Source organism: Arthrobacter sp. 01T419 (assembly GCF_056398865.1).
In genome coordinates this window covers 84,391-99,772 of sequence record NZ_JBFTQF010000003.1, presented here as the reverse complement: position 1 = coordinate 99,772, position 15,382 = coordinate 84,391, and the positions used below count along the sequence as shown (strand labels likewise).

Below are 15,382 nucleotides of genomic sequence, written 5' to 3'. Positions count from 1 at the left end.
GAGGTTGCCGAGCGTGTGGCTACAGGCCGCCGCGGCGGACGCCCTGGGTGCTTGAGTTGGCCGTGTGGATTGCCCGGAGTAGCTTTGCTGGAAAATAGACCGAGAAGAACACCACCATAGGGGCCTTCAGCGCCATTTTCTTGACGTTGTGGGCCTTGTAGGTGCGGTCGAAGCGGGTCACGTAATAGCGGTAGTCGCGAGGTGAATCCTCGAGCCTGCGGGCGGACATTCCGGAGACCATCTGCGGCCAGTACTGCACCCTCAGATCGTGGTCGGCAAGGTGCAGGGAAAGATCGATGTCCTCATGCATCTCGTCCTTCTCGTCCAGGCAAGTCTCGTCACGGATGGTTTCCCACGCTGAGCGCCGGAGCGCCATGTTGGAGCCAAAAAGGAAGTGGAACTGGTGCTTCGCAAGCCGAAGCATGAGCTGGCGCATTTTGTCGTCGGCCTTGAGCCCGAATCGACGCATGGGCATGTCGTAGTAGACCACGGGACCTGTGGCGGCCTGTGCAGAGGGATCCGCGAAGGCCTTCTGGACCTGCTCAACCCAGTCCGGTTCCAGGACGGAGTCGGCATCGATCCGGCCCAGAATCTCCGAAGTGGCACTATTGAGGCCGAAGTTGCGGGTGGGAATGAGTCCTTGTGTCTTGTTCTGGCTCAGCAGGATGATGGGGCTCTCCGGGTATTCCTGCTGCATCTGCTGGACGATCTGGGTAGTGCGGTCCTTGGACATGTTGTCCACGACGATGATCTCGTCCGCAGGCACTGACTGATAAACGGCCGCGATAAGGCATTGCCGTATGACGCTTTCCTCGTTGAAGGCCGGAATGACGATTGAAACGCTCGGCTTCACGGGCGCGACGGGTGCGTTACTGGCTGCATCTGCGGAAGATCTATCGGCTAGCATCCCCATAAATCTAGCATCAGGCTGGTGTCCGCTGCGGAAGCCTATGGTGACATGTGGCCAAACAATTGAAGGGACCCCGGCGAACCGGAATCCCTTCAACGTGGAGCGAGTGTGGCTTTCTCCTAGGCGTCGTGCTTGCCTGCTTCGTCCGTGGCTGCCTCGTGTTTGCCGGCCTCGTCCTTATGCAGGCTGGCGGCGATGTTCTTCACTGCGGTCTTGGCGTCGGTCGCCACTTTTGCAGCAGCATCCTTAGCGTCATCGACGGCCTCCTTCGCCTTCTCCGTTGCAGTCTCGGCTTTGTCAGCTACTTTTGCGGCGACGTCGTCAACCTTTTCGGCAACCTTCTCTGCTGCGGCGGCAGCGGGAACCGGTGAAGGGGTCACGGGGACCGGAGTCTTCCACGGGTCTTCTACGGGGCGGCTTGCCTTCCATGCGGCAACTCCTGCTGCCGCAGCTGCTGCAAGAACAGTGAAAATCAAGAGGCCGCGCTTCTTGGGCTTCTTGTTCTTGGCGAGTTCGTTGGAGACTGCCTTTGATGCTTCCTCCGCTGCGGTTTTCAGCTGGGCCTTGGTGGCCTGTGCCTGCTCCTGGAGATTGTGCACCACTCCCGAGTCCACGAGTTTCTGGGCGACGGCATCCACCTGGGCGGGTGCATTCTCGAGGGCGTGGTGGACAACTTCGGAGGCTTGACCGAGCTGCTCGGAGAGCTTCGGCAAGTACTCCTCGACAACCTTGTCCCGGGCGTGGCTGAGGGCCGGCGTGGCCTTGTTGAGTGCTTCTTGGATCTTTGGCGAGGCGTCCTCGACGGCGTCGTGGATCTTCGGCGCGAGGTTCGCCAGGCCTTCCTGGAGTTTCGGCGTGACGGTGGCAACGCCGTCGGCGAGGTTGTGCGCAGCCGATTTCAGGCCTTCCTGGAGTTTCGGCGAAGCGGTGTCGATACCGTGCTGGATACGGGGAACCGCCCAGCTCACAGCTGCTTCGACGCGGGGCGTCGCCCAATCCTTGGCATTCTCGACACCATTCACAACGGTGTGTTCAAGTTCGCGGGCAATCCGGTCCGATTTCTTCACAACTACCTCCCGATCAACATGCTCGTTTGTTGTTAGCCTACGTCGCTTGACCGGCACCGGCTATTGCTCCAGCGGATTCGTGGAAGATTTCACCGAGCGCGGAACCGCCTTCCTAGCCGCCTCGCCGTTGACCCTGCATGAAAGAATGGCGCTATGACCATCGCAACCGCAAAAGCAACTTTCCACACGAGCCTCGGCGATATCGTGGTTGACCTCTTCGGCAACCACGCGCCCAAGACGGTCGCCAACTTCGTAGGCCTGGCCACCGGCGAAAAGTCCTGGACGCACCCGGAGACCGGCGAAGACAAGACCGGTACCCCCCTTTACAACGGCACCATTTTTCACCGGATCATCAAAGACTTCATGATCCAGGGCGGCGATCCCCTCGGCCGCGGCATCGGCGGACCGGGCTACAAGTTCGACGACGAGATCCACCCGGAACTGAACTTCAACGCCCCGTACAAGCTGGCCATGGCCAACGCCGGCGTCCAGATGGGCAAGGGCACCAACGGTTCCCAGTTCTTCATCACCACCGTCAACACCGACTGGCTCTACGGCAAGCACTCCATCTTCGGTGAGGTTGCTGACGAAGAGTCCAAGAAGGTTGTCGACGCCATCGAGGCCGTCCGCACCGGCATGGGCGACCGCCCGGTTGAAGACGTCGTCATCAACAGCATTGACGTCGTCCAGCTCTGATCCCCGGAGTCTGAGCAGCAGATGAGTTACGGAATCCCGGCGGCAGAGCCGTCCGCAGACATTCCGGTGTGCCCCAGGCACCCGGACAGGCCTTCCTATGTGCGGTGCCAGCGTTGCGGGCGTCCTGCATGCCCCGAATGCCAGCGGGCGGCCGCCGTCGGGTTCCAATGCATTGACTGCGTCAATGAAATGAAGCGTTCGACGCCGGCCGTGCGTTCCGCCTATGGCGGCGCCATTTCGACCGGTCGGCCCTTGGCGACGTACCTGCTTATTGGGCTGTGCGCCCTGGTGTATGTCCTGCAGTGGCTGATTCCCGGCAATGTGGTGGAGGATCAACTCGCCTTCGCATCTGTCTACGCCACCCCGCATTTTGGCGCCTTCGAACCCTGGCGGATGCTGACCTCCGCCTTTGTCCATTCCCAGGGCTTTGTCTTGCACATCGTGCTCAACATGTACATGCTCTGGATCTTTGGCCAGGTGCTTGAGCCCGTTCTGGGGCGTATCCGCTTCCTGGCTGTTTATCTGCTGTCCGCCGTCGGCGGCTCCGTTGGCTTTCTGCTCCTCACGCCCGTGTTGCCTCCAACCGGAGTTGAAGGTGCGTCCGGTGCGATCTTCGGCCTCTTTGGCGCACTCTTGGTGGTCCAAAGCCGGCGCGGCGGCGACACAAGGCAGCTCTGGATCCTCATTGCCATCAACGGCGTGATCGGCTTCGTTGTCCCCGGAATCGCGTGGCAGGCACACTTGGGCGGCCTCATCACCGGTGGGCTGTGTGCCGCCGTGATCGCCTTTGCTCCGCGTGGACCGCGCCAGGCATTGTTGCAGACTGCCGGCGTGGCAGTGGTGGCCGGGGTTCTGGTCCTGGCTACCGTCCTGCGGGCCACGGCGGGCTAGCCGCTCCTCGCGCTTTCACTACAGGAGCGCCTCCAAGCGATCCATCGATTCTTTGATGCCCGATTCCATGCCGCTTGCCACGGCCATGTCCCTCGCCTCGACCGACGGGAACACCGAGTGCTGCACCACGCGAGTGCGGCCTCCGAGGTCCTCAAACCTGGTGGTGTCCAGCGTGACCTGACCGGGGGCGCCGTCGAATTCGAAGGTCTGGATGATCCTCAATGGTTCCTGGACTTCGTGGAACACCCCGCGGAAGCCGAACTCGTTGCCTTGGCCGTCCGAGTGGATGTAGCGGTAACTGCCTCCGGTCCTCGCATGGCGACGCGGACCCATCCACTTGACCACGAGTTCGGGGTCCGTGAACGCTCGGAACACACGATCTGGTGCGGCGTCGAAGTCGCGGCTTGTGTCGATGAACGGCGTGCCGGCCGTGACGTCAATGGTTGTTGCGTTGGCGCTCATTTTTCTTTCTCCTTTTCCAGATGTTTCTCTTCGACCCGATCAGCGGTCTTACCGCCCAGCGGGGTTTCGTTAGCCAACAGCTCATCCAACCGGGCGAAGCGTTCCTCGGCTTGAAGGCGGTAGTTCTCGATCCACGCCGCCAAGGGACCCAGCGCCGTGGTGTTCAGGTGGCAAGGACGGCGCTGCGCTTCCCTGCTCCTCGTGATGAGCCCAGCACCTTCCAACACCTGTAGATGCTTTGAAATGGCTTGGAGGGTGACGGTGAATGGCTGGGCGATCTCATTGACGGTGGCATCGCCCAAGGCCAATCGCGCCAGTATCCTGCGACGGACAGGATCGGCGAGAGCCATGAAGGCCCTATTGAGCTGGTCTTCAGGATCCAGCTGTTTCTGATCCAGCGCTGCTGTTCCCGCAGTCTCCGGCATGCGTCTCCCCTGCCTGGCTCAAAGCTCAAGCATCGTGGACTTCGGAGTTTTCCACAGCGCCCAAGCGCCCTTGGTTATTCAAATACTTGGATTATTCAAGCTTTTGGTTGATCAACTAGTTCATTGAATAAAAATAGCGTAGAACCTTGAACTGGACCCGTCAATACCTCGGCGAAGTTTTCCACAGGGGTTATCCACAATGTGTGTAACTTACAAGCATGTAGTTCCGTGATGGATTGGCCGTCTGGGGCGAGATGGCGGGGGTGGCGGATTCTCCTGGGGATTAACGTCCACAACTGTGGATAACTTTTGCCCACACGCCTGTGGTTATGTGGATAAGAAGCGCCCTCTTTGGGGATGTGTGGACAACCTCACCATTGGCGGCGGCGGGAGCGTTGTATCAACAGGGTTATCAACATTGTTAATAACTCACATGGTTGTAGTTCGACGATTCATGGTCGGCCTGTAAGCCCGCCGTTACGGGAGTTTTCCACTTTGTCGCCACAGCTTTTCCCCAACTGTGGATAACTTGTGGGTACCTGCCTGTTGTTAAGTGTGTAACTCCGGTGGTGGCGGCCTGGACGGGCTTGTTCGCTACGTGGGTTCAGCGCGTCTGATGGGCGTCAGACCGGGACGTGCTCGGCCTGGGAAGCGACCGCTTGGGGCCTGCGGGCTGCGTCACTGATCCGCAGCAGCAGTGCAACGATGATCCAGTTGGCAAGGAGGGAGGACCCGCCCGCGGAGAGGAACGGCGTCGTCAGTCCTGTGAGGGGAATAAGGCGGGTGACGCCGCCGATGATGATGAAGCATTGAAGCGCCATGGTGAAGGACAGTCCGCACGCGAGGAGCTTCCCGAACGCATCTCGGATGCCTAACGCCGCCCGGAATCCCCTCGTGAAAAGCAGCAAATAGAGGAGCACGATGGCGAACAGCCCTATCAGGCCGAGTTCTTCACCAAGGGAGGCGACGATCATGTCGCTGTTGGCGAAGGGCACAAGGTCCGGGCTTCCGAGTCCGAGGCCTTTTCCGATCAGGCCGCCGTCGGCCATTCCGAAGAGGCCTTGGACAATCTGGGCACTACCTCCGGGAAAGCGGGTGTACACCTGGGGGTCAAAGGCATTGACCCAGGCGTCGATGCGCAAGCCGACGTGGGAAAAGATCTTTGCCGCGGCGTATCCTCCCACACCCATCAGTATCAGGCCGAGAACCAGCCAGCTGGCCCGGCTCGTGGCAACGTAGATCATCACCATGAACAGCCCGAAGAGCAATATGGACATGCCGAGATCGTGCTGGAAGACCAGTACGCCTACACTCGCGGCCCAAGCGGTGACCATCGGTCCGGTGTCCTTGACCCTGGGGAACTGCAGGCGCCCGAATTTCCTGCCCGCCAACAAGATCAAGTCCCGGTTGGAGGACAAGTATCCCGCGAAGAAGACGGCGAGGGTGATCTTCACGATTTCCCCAGGCTGGAACTGCAGGGACCCGAGGCGTATCCAGACATTCGCGCCGTTGATATCGCCGGCGGAAATGCCCGGGACGAGCGGAAGGATGAGAAGGGCAGCGCTGACAGCAAGGGCAATGAAAGTGTATCGGCGTAACAGCCGGTGGTCCTTTAATAGCCACAGCACGGCGGCCGCGACCAGGACCGAGACGATCGTCCAGTTGAGCTGATTGGTCCCCGCAGTGCTCCCGGTTGACGCGTCCAAACGTCGGATCATGGCGATGCCCAAGCCGTTCAAAGCCACGACAATGGGGAGGATCACTGGATCCGCATACCGTGCCCTGAACCGCAGGACAACGTGGAAGACCCCGGCCAGCGCAGTCAAGGTTCCGGCTTGGAGCCAGAATCCAAAATCGAGGGCTTCCTTCTTGTCCACGCTGGTCATTGCGATGGCCCCGACGCCGACGCCAAGGGCGAGTACCAGCAGCACCAATTCGACGTTCCGGCGAGGCTTCGCCAGAACCGCTTGCTGGCTCATGGGCATCTTCTTTCGCGGATTTCGAGCGGGCCGGTCGGTCCCTTCTCAGCGGGTCGGTGTTCAGTGGGTCATCATAGCCCCAGCAGCTGGGCGCCTGTTGGGAATGGAACCCGGCCTTTCAGCGGCCCGGTCCTGTCACAGGCTGTATCACGATGTCGTCGAGCTTTGGGAGCGCGCGCCCAAGCTGATGCCGCGCGTCGTCGACCGTTTCCTCCACGGCGGAGAGGGCCGTGTTGGCAACGACGATGGTGGCCGCCCCCTGAAGACGATGGCCAACCCAGCGAAGCTGCAGCTTCGGCACGGAAAGCACGCCGGGGGTCCTCTCCAACGCCGATTGGGCGTGATCGAGCAGTTCGGGCTCTATTCCGTCCATCAGGCGCCGTCCTACGCTGCGTACAGTGCCCCAGAGCAGGATCATGATGGCCGCCGAAATCAGCAGTCCGACGATAGGGTCGGCCAAAGGGAATCCGAGCAGCACGCCGCCGGCACCGAGTACCACGGCGAGCGAGGTGAATCCGTCGATCCGCGCATGAACGCCGTCGGCGACCAGCGCAGCGGACCCGATCTGCCGGCCAACCCGGATTCGGTAGAGAGCCACGATTTCATTGCCCGCAAAGCCGATGAGCCCGGCTGCGAGAACCCACCACAGGTTGTGGAGGGGTTGTGGATGGAACAGCCGGTCAATGGACTGCCATGCGGCGACCACAGCAGAAAGGGCAACCACGACGACGATGAACAGTCCCGCAAGATCCTCCGCCCGTCCGTATCCGTAGTTGTAGCGGCGAGTTGCCGCTCGACGTCCCAAGATGAACGCAATCCACAAGGGCACGGCGGTGAGCGCGTCCGAGAAGTTGTGGATGGTGTCGGCCAGCAACGCGACGGAGCCGCTGACAAGGACTACAAGAAACTGCAGCACGGTGGTGCCAAGGAGTAAGAAGAGGCTGATCTTCAGAGCCCGAACGCCCTGCGTACTGGACTCGAGGGCATCGTCGATGGAGTCTGCGGCATCGTGGGTGTGCGGGACAAAAAGCTCATACAGCCACCCCTTGAAGCCCTTGTGATGTTCGTGGGAGTGTCCGTCGTGGTCGTGGTCGTGGTCGTGGTCGTGGTCGTGGTCGTGGTCATGGTCATGCGCGTGGTCGTTGGCGTGCACATGGCCCGCCTGATGACCAACTTGCTGGTGACTGTTCATGCCGTTTCCTGTTCTGGGCGGTGGTGTGCAGGGGTGCCGCCGAGGGCGTGTTCCGCTTGGAAGATGGCATCTGCCACCAGTTGGCGGGCGTGTTCGTTCTCCAGCCTGTACATGACCTTGGTTCCGTCCTGCCGTGTTGAAACCATTCTCGCCAGGCGCATTTTGGCGAGGTGCTGGGATACAGCTGCCGGGGACTTCCCCACCAGCTCAGCTAGGGCACCGACGGCCATTTCGCCGTCCCGGAGCGCCAGGATGATCCGGACCCTCGTGGCATCTGCCAACATCGCGAACACTTCCACCGCCAATTCAACATACTGACTGTCGACACCCAGCGAGCAACCGCTCTTATCTGCATTCATACGCAGATTCTTTCACACTTCTCGACCAGTGCCCTTCCGGCGAGTCGAAAAGGCGAAGCGAAAGCCAGGCGGCTACCGGGGCAGGACGGGCCTGAATGAAGTTCTCAATGCCTCCGCGGTGAACTCTCAATGAACCCGGGAACACTATCCACAGCGTTGTTCACACTGGGTAAAACCTCATGTGGAAGGCGTGGCTGCCGGTTACGCACCTGATTCCCGGGGATTTTCGCCCCGTGTACATGGATGTCCACATGAATTGTCCACAGCTGTGGATAAAGTTACGCACTTCTGTGGAAAGAAACGGGGGGTATCAGAGCCAAATTCCGGAACTGCCACGACGATGGCTGTCCACGAGATGGGTATCGATGATGCCGATAGCCTCCATCAACGCGTACATGGTAGTGGGCCCGACGAAGGCGAAGCCCTTCTTACGCAGTGCTTTGGACAAGGCGATCGATTCCGGCGACTGGGTGGCGACGTCGGCAAAGGTACGCGGTTCGGGCGTCGACTGGGGTTGGAAGGACCACACGAAGTCCACCAGTCCGCCTTCGCGCCGCAAGGCGATCGTGGCCTTGGCATTCGTGATGGCGGCACGGATCTTGAGCCGGTTGCGCACGATCCCTGGATCCTGCATCAGCCGTTCGACATCCGCCTCTGTGAAGGCCGCGACGCTTTCCGGGTGAAAGTTCAAGAAAGCGGATCTGAACGCGTCACGCTTGCGCAAGATGGTGGCCCAAGAGAGGCCCGACTGGAATCCCTCGAGGCTGATGCGCTCGTACAGGCCCTGCTCGTCCCGCACGGGCATGCCCCACTCGTGGTCGTAGTACTCGCGCATAAGCGGGTCAACGGATGCCCACGGCGGCCGGGCGAGGCCGTCGTCGCCAATGATGGTGCCGTTCTCGGGCGGGGTCATAGGAATTCCTCCACTGGAAGCCGTGCAGAAGCTGTTGTTGACATTGTGCCCCGGTCCTACGACATTCCAGTGACGCGCATGGTGATATTGATCCGCCCGCTGGGCAGCCCGCAGCCTGCGGGAGCCGTTCCGGGGAGCACTCTGGTGATGCCGTGGTACGCAAAACGCGATGCACCGCCGAATACGAACAGATCGCCGGAGGACAGTTCGACGTCGGTATACGGCTTGGTGCGCGTCTCCGTGTTCCCGAAGCGGAACACGCAACTATCTCCGATACTGAGGGACACCACAGGAGCGCGGGACTTCTCGTCCCTGTCCTGGTGCATCCCCATCTTGGCGGCGTCGTCGTAGAAATTCACCAGCGCGGTGTCCGGCGTGTAGTCCGCGGCTTCGGCGGCGTCACCGTATGCCTCGAACAGTGCTTTGCGGCCCAGCCGCACCATCCAATCAGGAAATGCCAGGACCCGCCGCCCGTTGACGTCGAAAGCTTCGCGCGTGTATTTGTAGGGCTGCCAGTGCCAGCCGAGGCAGACCGTCCGGACGGACATCGGGCGTCCTCCGGGAAGAACCGCGGCACGCAAGGGGACGGGACCACGCGTCCACTCACCGAAACGGGCCGTGATCCACCGCTGCTGCTCCAGGCTGAGCCAGCCCGGAACGTGCACCGCGCCGGGTGCGATCTCCCGTGGGCCGGCGTCGGACGCGTCCGGCAACTCCAGCGGAAACAGCGGTTCCGTCCACCCTGGGCTCATGCTGCCTCGAGGGACAGCAAGGTTCGCTTGGCCTCCGTGCCGCCGAGGTAGTTGCCAAACGATCCATCGGATTTCACTACCCGGTGGCAAGGAACAATCACCGGCAGCGGGTTGGTGGCGCAGGCAGTGCCAACCGCGCGCACGGCTCGCGGACTTCCGGCGGCCAACGCCACTTGCGCGTAGCTTTCCGTGTGCCCGTAGGCGATCTGCGGCAGATGCTCCAGGACGCTAAGCCGGAATCCACGCGAAAGGCTGAAATCCAAGGGCAGGTCGAAATGGTGCCGCGTCCCCGCGAAGTATTCGTCCAGTTCGCGGGCTGCTGGATCCAGGCGGCCAGCTGAGTGGAGAATCCGCGGACTGAGCTTTTCAGCGAGCAGTTGCAGCACGGCGTCGTGGTCTTCCACTTCAAAGGCAACGCGCACTATGCCTCGCTCCGTGGCCGCGAGCAACAGTTTGCCGATCGGAGAATCAAAGGTGCGGTAGGCGATATCGAGCGTGTGTTGTTCCGCGGCCGCTGCCGCGAGACGGCGGTGGAGCCGCTGCAAAACCTCTGGTTCCACGGAGGTTGCGAGGAGCTCGGCGATGTCCGGTTCGTTGTGATTGATGGTCATGGGTTCTCTTCTTTCACGAAGCTCATGGAGCTATCGACGAGAATGGTGCGCAGGGCCTTGACGCCGTCGGCACCTGCTCGACGCGCGGCGTCGGAGGTTCCGCCGAGAAGCACGGCGACGTCTTTGTACGGGAGCCCGGCGAGGTAGTGGTACGCCACCGCCTGGCGCTGTTTCGGCGGAAGGTGCCCGACGGCGTCGAGCACCTCCGCATGGCCGTCGCCGGGGATGCCGAGCCCGGAATGCCTCACAGGCAGCACATCGACGGGAATTGGCTGGCGATTCCGCGCGCGGACGATGTCGATGGACTTGCGGTGCGCGATGGTGACGAGCCACGCCTGGACGTTGGCGTCTGCTGGGAGTTCGGGGTAGGCCTTCAGGGCCGAGAGGAAAGTTTCGGACCAGCCGTCTTCCGCGTCGAGGGGGCCAAGAACGGCCCGGCATACACGGAGCACCGTGGGCCCGTGGTCCCGGACGATCAGCTCGAACGGCTTCTTGGGCGCCATCAGAAGAGCTTGCTTTCCTTCGCCGCCGCTGGTTCCTCGAGTTCCAGGAGGAACCGCTTGTTGTCGAGTCCGCCGGCGTATCCGGTGAGCCTCCCATCGTGCCCCACTACCCGGTGGCACGGAATGACGACACTCAGCGGATTGCGGCCAACCGCCGAACCGACGGCCTGGGAAAGGTTGCGATCGCCCAGTTCGGTGGCCAATTCCCCATAGCTGACGGTTTCCCCGTACGGAATTTGTTGGAGCCTGGCCCAGACCCGCTCCTGGAACGGATTCCCGGAAGCCTTGAAGGGGACGTCGAACACCGTCCGTTCGCCCGCCAGGTATTCGCCGAGCTCTGCGGCAATTTGCTGGAACAGGGGGTCGCCAGCCGGGGCGGCTCCACCGAAGAATTCCGGTGGTGGCATATGCCAGTGACCTTCGAAGAAGATGCCCGTCAGCAGCCCTCCCCGGGCGGTCAGCGTGAGCTGGCCCAAGGGGGACTCAATGGTGGTGTGCCTGGTGGTCATGTCTAGTAGACGGTACAGGCGGCCGAAATGTGAGGTCGCCGCTCAGGAACGCCAGCGCGTGGTCATGAGGAAGCCGATGATCGCGATGCCGAAACCTGCCACGATGTTCCAGGACTCCCACGCCGGCACGGGAAGTTGGCCACTGGTGATATAGAAAGTGATGATCCACAGCAAGCCGACAATCATGAGGCCGAACATCACTGGCTTGTACCAAACGGGGTTCGGCTTGTAGTGCTGTGCGGTAGCCGCCTCGGTGGGGCGGGCGGCCCTCTTGCGGGGCTTGGACTCGGGCACGGATCCTCCTTGGCCGGCTGAATGAATGGCCACGCGCCGTCTTGATATCCTGCAGGAAGGAAAATTCCAGCGGTCAACGCGCACGCGGCAATTCCGGGGTTCTTACTAGCAAACAAGTCTAGCCGGATTTCGGAGGCTGCTCGTCGTGGGGCATCCGCGCCTGTGAAGAGGAGATCCAGTGGCGCAGCAGCAGACGCGGCAAGCCGCTGCCGTACCCGATGACGGCACAGGAACAGGGGCGGGGGTTCCCCGCCCCGGGGGACACAAGCCCCGCTCGGGGAAACGTGAGGGACGGCCAAGCGTGGGTGACGTTGTGCGCAAGATCGTCCAGATCATCGGCGAACTCCTCCTCACGGCAGGTTTCATCCTGTTGCTCTTTGTGGCCTGGGAGCTGTGGTGGACCAATGTCGAAGCCGACGCGCAGCAAAGCCAGGCCATCCAGGGATTCGCCAAGGACTTTGCGGGACCGGTTGTCCCTGCCGACCCTGCCAAAGCGCCGAACTACGGTAAACCCGTAGTTGCCCAGGCTCCCGAGCACGGCGGCATGATCGGCATCATGTATATCCCGCGATTCGGCCCGGATTATTCGCGGCCCATCATCGAAGGAACCGGTGCCGACATCCTGGACACCTTGGGCCTGGGCCACTACGGAAGTACCAGCATGCCCGGGGCGCCCGGCAATTTCGCCGTCGCGGGACACCGCCAGACCCATGGCGCCGTCCTGGACAACATCCATCTTTTGGTACCGGGCGACAAGATCTATGTGCAGACCAAAGACGGCTACTACACGTACGTCTTCCGCAACAACCAGATCGTGCTTCCCTCGCGGACGGACGTCCTTCTTCCGGTCCCCACACGGCCCGGTGCGACGCCTACCGAAAGCTACCTGACCATGACCAGCTGCAATCCGCGCTTCGGCGCGGAAGAACGCATCATCGCGTACTCCCTGTTGGCAAGCTGGCAACCTGCATCCGCCGGGCCACCACAGGACATCGCCAGACAAGTCGCCCAGACGCGCGGAAAGGGCTAAGTCATGTACGGATGGATCTTCCGCCACCTTCCGGGACCCCTGTGGGTGCGTATCCTGACATCAGTGGCCCTCGTGGCATGCGCTTTTGTCCTGATGGTCGAGTTCCTCTTCCCCTGGATGTCACAGTTCACAACCTTCACCGACTCAACGATTGGTTCAGCAAAGCAGCCATGAGCACAACAAAAATCCTCGTCGTGGATAACTACGACAGCTTCGTCTACACCCTCGTCGGCTACTTGCAGGAACTCGGCGCGGAAACCACAGTGGTCCGCAATGACGACGTCACCCTCGCCGAGGCGATCGAACTTGCGGACGCACGGGACGGCGTGTTGATCTCCCCCGGTCCCGGCACCCCGGCCGAAGCCGGCGTCTGCATCGAGTTGATCAAGTGGTGCGGCAGCAGCAACAAGCCGATGTTCGGGGTCTGCCTTGGCCACCAAGCGCTGGCAGAGGCCTATGGCGGCATTGTCACGCACGCTCCAGAGCTGATGCACGGCAAGACCTCGCCCGTACATCACGAGGGCAAGAGTGTTTTCGCCGGGCTGCCATCGCCGGTGACGGCCACGCGCTACCACTCCCTCGCAGCTGTCCGGGAGAGCATCCCCGACGTTCTGGAAATCACCGCTGAAACCGCCAGCGGCGTGGTCATGGGCTTGCAGCATCGCACGGCGCCGCTATGTGGAGTGCAGTTCCACCCGGAATCGGTGCTCACCGAGGGTGGTTACCTCATGCTCGGCAACTGGCTTGAATCACTCGGGATGTCCGGTGCGGCCGCCCGTGCGGCCACTCTTAGCCCCCTGATCCAGCGCTAACCGCGCCCGGCCCTAACCGCCAGAGCCCTAGCCGCCAGAGCCCCCGCGGCTACGAGTGTCGCTTGGGCTGGGTGTAGGGCTGGGGCTCGGGGGCGGAGTGGGAGCTTTCGCGACGATCACACTGATGGTTTTGCCTTGCTCCACAAGGGACTTGAAGGCGTCCCCCTGGCTCGTGACCTTTCCAGGGGTTACTTGCGAATTCTCCTGCTCGGTGACGGCAATGGCCAGGCCGTTCTCCTTGAGCAGGGCCTCTGCATCCGCCACGCTCAAACCAACGAGTTGAGGGACGGACACCTTGCCCGTGGACACCACCAAATCAACGGTGCTGCCCGCGCCCACAACCGCCCCGGGAGCGGGCTTGGTGCTGATGACGGAGCCCGCGGGAACCGTAGGACTATTGGCTAAAGTGCTCGATCCGCCCACAAGACCGGCTTGGCGCAGGAGGTCGCGTGCGGCGGCTTCGGTGAGTCCGCTCAAGCCCGCCGGAACGGTCACCGAGACCGGACCGGCTGAAACGAACAGGATTACGTGTGAGTTCGGTGCCACTTGAGACCCCACGCTCGGGTCTGTATTGATCACCGTACCTTTGGCGACGGTGTCATGCGGGATCGTGCGCGACTCCGGGCTGAGGCTGGCGCCGTAGAGCGCTTGTAATGCCATGGCCTCGCTCATGCCGGCCACTTGCGGCACCTGGACCAACGCCGGCGGAGCCGGCTTCTGGTTCACCGTGCTGTACAACCAGAATCCACCGCCAGCCAGGACAAGCAACGTAAAGATGACCACAACGGCGGCCCATGCACGACGGCGGGACTTCTGCCGGGGGGTCCGCTCCCGTTCAGGGGTGAAACCAAGCGGCATGAGGCCGTCGGGGTCTGGCTCCGATCCCGGTCCGCCGGCGTGCAGGGCCAACAGGGTGTCCTGGTCACCGGCGTTCTGGGCATCGCCCAGCCTCCCGGTCAGGGTGCTGTCCAGGAATTCTGCACCCGTGAGGCCACGCGCCAGGCCAGCTTCGGGAAGGTGTTGCGTGGACGGTACGACGTCCTGGGGATCCGTGGGTGTCCCGGCGGCAAACGCGGGGACCGCCACGCCGTTCTTGGCCGCCCGCAAGGCACGGCGGAAGGCAGCCGCATCTTGGAAACGGTCGGCGCGGTCCTTCTGCAGGCCCTTCGCCAGGACGCTGTCCAGTGCTTCCGAAACTGCCGGATTGAACGTGCTGGCGGGCTCGGGGATCTCGCGGACGTGCTGGTAGGCAACCGAGACAGGACTGTCTCCCGYGAACGGGGGCCGCGACGTGAGCATTTCAAACAGCAGGCACGCCGCCGAGTACAGGTCACTGCGGGCATCCACCGTTTCGCCTCGGGCTTGCTCGGGCGAGAGGTACTGGGCTGTTCCAACCACGGCCTGGGTCTGGGTCATGGTTGCCGCGGAGTCGGCCATGGCCCGGGCGATGCCGAAGTCCATGACCTTGACGTCGTTTGAGTCCCCGGACACCATGACGTTGGCCGGCTTGATGTCGCGGTGGACGATCCCGGCTTTATGGCTGTATTCCAGGGCGGACAGGACTCCGAGGATGAACTCGATGGCTTGATCGATGTCCAATTCCTTGGCACGGATCAGATCGCGGATAGTCCGGCCGGACACGTATTCCATGACGATGTAGGGAACCCGGACGTTCTCCCCTGGACCACCGGACACCGTGTACTCGCCGGTGTCATAGATGGCCACGATCGAGGAGTGGTTCAGGGCGGCCACTGCCTGGGCCTCGCGCTTGAAACGAGCATGGAACTGCGGATCGCGGGCAAGGTCGGCGCGGAGCAGCTTCACTGCCACGGTTCGCCCGAGCAGCGTGTCGGTGCCTTTGTAGACATCCGCCATACCGCCACGGCCGAGCAGTTCACCGAGTTCGTACCGCCCGTTGAGGACGCGCTGGGTTGTCATTGGAGTGCTGTCCTCTCTGTGGGCAGGGGTGGAGCGTCC

At 62.1% G+C, this 15,382-nt stretch carries 18 protein-coding genes; 4 read left to right on the top strand and 14 right to left on the bottom strand.

The window, feature by feature from the left end; genetic code table 11:
* Positions 1–19: 19 nt before the first annotated feature.
* Positions 20–907, bottom strand: coding sequence for a glycosyltransferase family 2 protein (locus AC1DLO_RS06455; protein WP_476888860.1), 888 nt, complete (start codon positions 905–907; stop codon positions 20–22).
* Between the two features lie 122 nt (positions 908–1,029).
* Positions 1,030–1,977, bottom strand: coding sequence for a hypothetical protein (locus AC1DLO_RS06450; protein WP_476888859.1), 948 nt, complete (start codon positions 1,975–1,977; stop codon positions 1,030–1,032).
* A gap of 153 nt (positions 1,978–2,130) precedes the next feature.
* Between AC1DLO_RS06450 and AC1DLO_RS06445 the strand changes: the two genes are divergently transcribed.
* Both AC1DLO_RS06445 and AC1DLO_RS06440 read left to right on the top strand, forming a co-directional pair.
* The gene (locus tag AC1DLO_RS06445; RefSeq protein ID WP_476888858.1) at positions 2,131–2,673 is read left to right on the top strand and encodes a peptidylprolyl isomerase; all 543 of its coding nucleotides are present in this window, start codon (positions 2,131–2,133) and stop codon (positions 2,671–2,673) included.
* Between the two features lie 21 nt (positions 2,674–2,694).
* A complete protein-coding gene (locus AC1DLO_RS06440; RefSeq protein ID WP_476888857.1) occupies positions 2,695–3,564 on the top strand; it encodes a rhomboid family intramembrane serine protease in 870 nt (289 codons plus the stop codon).
* Positions 3,565–3,582: 18 nt separating this feature from the next.
* Here the strand turns inward: AC1DLO_RS06440 and AC1DLO_RS06435 are convergent, their stop codons facing one another.
* The 11 genes from AC1DLO_RS06435 to AC1DLO_RS06385 all read right to left on the bottom strand — a co-directional run bounded on the left by AC1DLO_RS06435 (position 3,583) and on the right by AC1DLO_RS06385 (position 11,563).
* Positions 3,583–4,026: an SRPBCC family protein gene (locus AC1DLO_RS06435; protein ID WP_476888856.1), complete on the bottom strand. Its 444-nt coding sequence runs from the start codon at positions 4,024–4,026 to the stop codon at positions 3,583–3,585.
* Positions 4,023–4,451 (bottom strand): ArsR/SmtB family transcription factor, encoded by a 429-nt coding sequence (locus AC1DLO_RS06430; protein WP_476888855.1) that lies wholly within the window; start codon positions 4,449–4,451, stop codon positions 4,023–4,025. Before AC1DLO_RS06430 ends, AC1DLO_RS06435 begins: the two co-directional genes overlap by 4 nt.
* A gap of 623 nt (positions 4,452–5,074) precedes the next feature.
* A complete protein-coding gene (locus AC1DLO_RS06425) occupies positions 5,075–6,430 on the bottom strand; it encodes an FtsW/RodA/SpoVE family cell cycle protein (protein ID WP_476888854.1) in 1,356 nt (451 codons plus the stop codon).
* Between the two features lie 118 nt (positions 6,431–6,548).
* The gene (locus AC1DLO_RS06420; RefSeq protein WP_476888853.1) at positions 6,549–7,622 is read right to left on the bottom strand and encodes a cation diffusion facilitator family transporter; all 1,074 of its coding nucleotides are present in this window, start codon (positions 7,620–7,622) and stop codon (positions 6,549–6,551) included.
* A complete protein-coding gene (locus AC1DLO_RS06415) occupies positions 7,619–7,981 on the bottom strand; it encodes an ArsR/SmtB family transcription factor (protein WP_476888852.1) in 363 nt (120 codons plus the stop codon). Before AC1DLO_RS06415 ends, AC1DLO_RS06420 begins: the two co-directional genes overlap by 4 nt.
* A gap of 310 nt (positions 7,982–8,291) precedes the next feature.
* Positions 8,292–8,894 carry a DNA-3-methyladenine glycosylase I gene (locus tag AC1DLO_RS06410; RefSeq protein WP_476888851.1) on the bottom strand — a complete coding sequence of 201 codons (603 nt, stop codon included), beginning with the start codon at positions 8,892–8,894 and terminating at the stop codon, positions 8,292–8,294.
* A 56-nt stretch (positions 8,895–8,950) separates the two neighbouring features.
* A complete protein-coding gene (locus AC1DLO_RS06405; RefSeq protein WP_476888850.1) occupies positions 8,951–9,646 on the bottom strand; it encodes an alpha-ketoglutarate-dependent dioxygenase AlkB family protein in 696 nt (231 codons plus the stop codon).
* Positions 9,643–10,257, bottom strand: a complete 615-nt coding sequence (locus AC1DLO_RS06400; protein WP_184741260.1) for a methylated-DNA--[protein]-cysteine S-methyltransferase — start codon at positions 10,255–10,257, stop codon at positions 9,643–9,645. Before AC1DLO_RS06400 ends, AC1DLO_RS06405 begins: the two co-directional genes overlap by 4 nt.
* Complete coding sequence (locus tag AC1DLO_RS06395) at positions 10,254–10,760, bottom strand: RNA polymerase sigma factor (RefSeq protein WP_476888849.1); 507 nt, start codon at positions 10,758–10,760, stop codon at positions 10,254–10,256. The genes AC1DLO_RS06400 and AC1DLO_RS06395 overlap by 4 nt, the downstream gene beginning before the upstream one ends.
* Positions 10,760–11,269 (bottom strand): methylated-DNA--[protein]-cysteine S-methyltransferase, encoded by a 510-nt coding sequence (locus AC1DLO_RS06390; RefSeq protein WP_476888848.1) that lies wholly within the window; start codon positions 11,267–11,269, stop codon positions 10,760–10,762. The genes AC1DLO_RS06395 and AC1DLO_RS06390 overlap by 1 nt, the downstream gene beginning before the upstream one ends.
* A 42-nt stretch (positions 11,270–11,311) precedes the next feature.
* Positions 11,312–11,563, bottom strand: coding sequence for a cell division protein CrgA (locus AC1DLO_RS06385; protein ID WP_184741257.1), 252 nt, complete (start codon positions 11,561–11,563; stop codon positions 11,312–11,314).
* A 301-nt stretch (positions 11,564–11,864) separates the two neighbouring features.
* On the opposite strand from AC1DLO_RS06385, the gene AC1DLO_RS06380 reads away from it, so the two are divergent.
* Entirely contained in the window at positions 11,865–12,593 is a 729-nt protein-coding gene (locus AC1DLO_RS06380; RefSeq protein ID WP_476889075.1) for a class E sortase, read from the top strand.
* Positions 12,594–12,763: 170 nt separating this feature from the next.
* The gene (locus AC1DLO_RS06375) at positions 12,764–13,405 is read left to right on the top strand and encodes an aminodeoxychorismate/anthranilate synthase component II (protein WP_476888847.1); all 642 of its coding nucleotides are present in this window, start codon (positions 12,764–12,766) and stop codon (positions 13,403–13,405) included.
* 27 nt (positions 13,406–13,432) lie between these two features.
* Here AC1DLO_RS06375 and pknB read toward each other — a convergent pair whose 3' ends face one another.
* Positions 13,433–15,343, bottom strand: a complete 1,911-nt coding sequence (gene pknB, locus AC1DLO_RS06370; RefSeq protein ID WP_476914432.1) for a Stk1 family PASTA domain-containing Ser/Thr kinase — start codon at positions 15,341–15,343, stop codon at positions 13,433–13,435.
* Between the last annotated feature and the right edge of the window lie 39 nt (positions 15,344–15,382).

What these genes read in the sequence shown, in the direction of transcription:
- AC1DLO_RS06395 (WP_476888849.1), bottom strand. Translation starts at nt 10,760, where the DNA reads ATGGCGCCCAAGAAGCCGTTCGAGCTGATCGTCCGGGACCACGGGCCC.
- AC1DLO_RS06445 (WP_476888858.1), top strand. Translation starts at nt 2,131, where the DNA reads ATGACCATCGCAACCGCAAAAGCAACTTTCCACACGAGCCTCGGCGAT.
- AC1DLO_RS06415 (WP_476888852.1), bottom strand. Translation starts at nt 7,981, where the DNA reads ATGAATGCAGATAAGAGCGGTTGCTCGCTGGGTGTCGACAGTCAGTAT.
- AC1DLO_RS06435 (WP_476888856.1), bottom strand. Translation starts at nt 4,026, where the DNA reads ATGAGCGCCAACGCAACAACCATTGACGTCACGGCCGGCACGCCGTTC.
- AC1DLO_RS06375 (WP_476888847.1), top strand. Translation starts at nt 12,764, where the DNA reads ATGAGCACAACAAAAATCCTCGTCGTGGATAACTACGACAGCTTCGTC.
- AC1DLO_RS06400 (WP_184741260.1), bottom strand. Translation starts at nt 10,257, where the DNA reads ATGACCATCAATCACAACGAACCGGACATCGCCGAGCTCCTCGCAACC.
- AC1DLO_RS06390 (WP_476888848.1), bottom strand. Translation starts at nt 11,269, where the DNA reads ATGACCACCAGGCACACCACCATTGAGTCCCCCTTGGGCCAGCTCACG.
- AC1DLO_RS06405 (WP_476888850.1), bottom strand. Translation starts at nt 9,646, where the DNA reads ATGAGCCCAGGGTGGACGGAACCGCTGTTTCCGCTGGAGTTGCCGGAC.
- AC1DLO_RS06440 (WP_476888857.1), top strand. Translation starts at nt 2,695, where the DNA reads ATGAGTTACGGAATCCCGGCGGCAGAGCCGTCCGCAGACATTCCGGTG.
- AC1DLO_RS06410 (WP_476888851.1), bottom strand. Translation starts at nt 8,894, where the DNA reads ATGACCCCGCCCGAGAACGGCACCATCATTGGCGACGACGGCCTCGCC.
- AC1DLO_RS06425 (WP_476888854.1), bottom strand. Translation starts at nt 6,430, where the DNA reads ATGAGCCAGCAAGCGGTTCTGGCGAAGCCTCGCCGGAACGTCGAATTG.
- AC1DLO_RS06455 (WP_476888860.1), bottom strand. Translation starts at nt 907, where the DNA reads ATGCTAGCCGATAGATCTTCCGCAGATGCAGCCAGTAACGCACCCGTC.
- AC1DLO_RS06420 (WP_476888853.1), bottom strand. Translation starts at nt 7,622, where the DNA reads ATGAACAGTCACCAGCAAGTTGGTCATCAGGCGGGCCATGTGCACGCC.
- AC1DLO_RS06430 (WP_476888855.1), bottom strand. Translation starts at nt 4,451, where the DNA reads ATGCCGGAGACTGCGGGAACAGCAGCGCTGGATCAGAAACAGCTGGAT.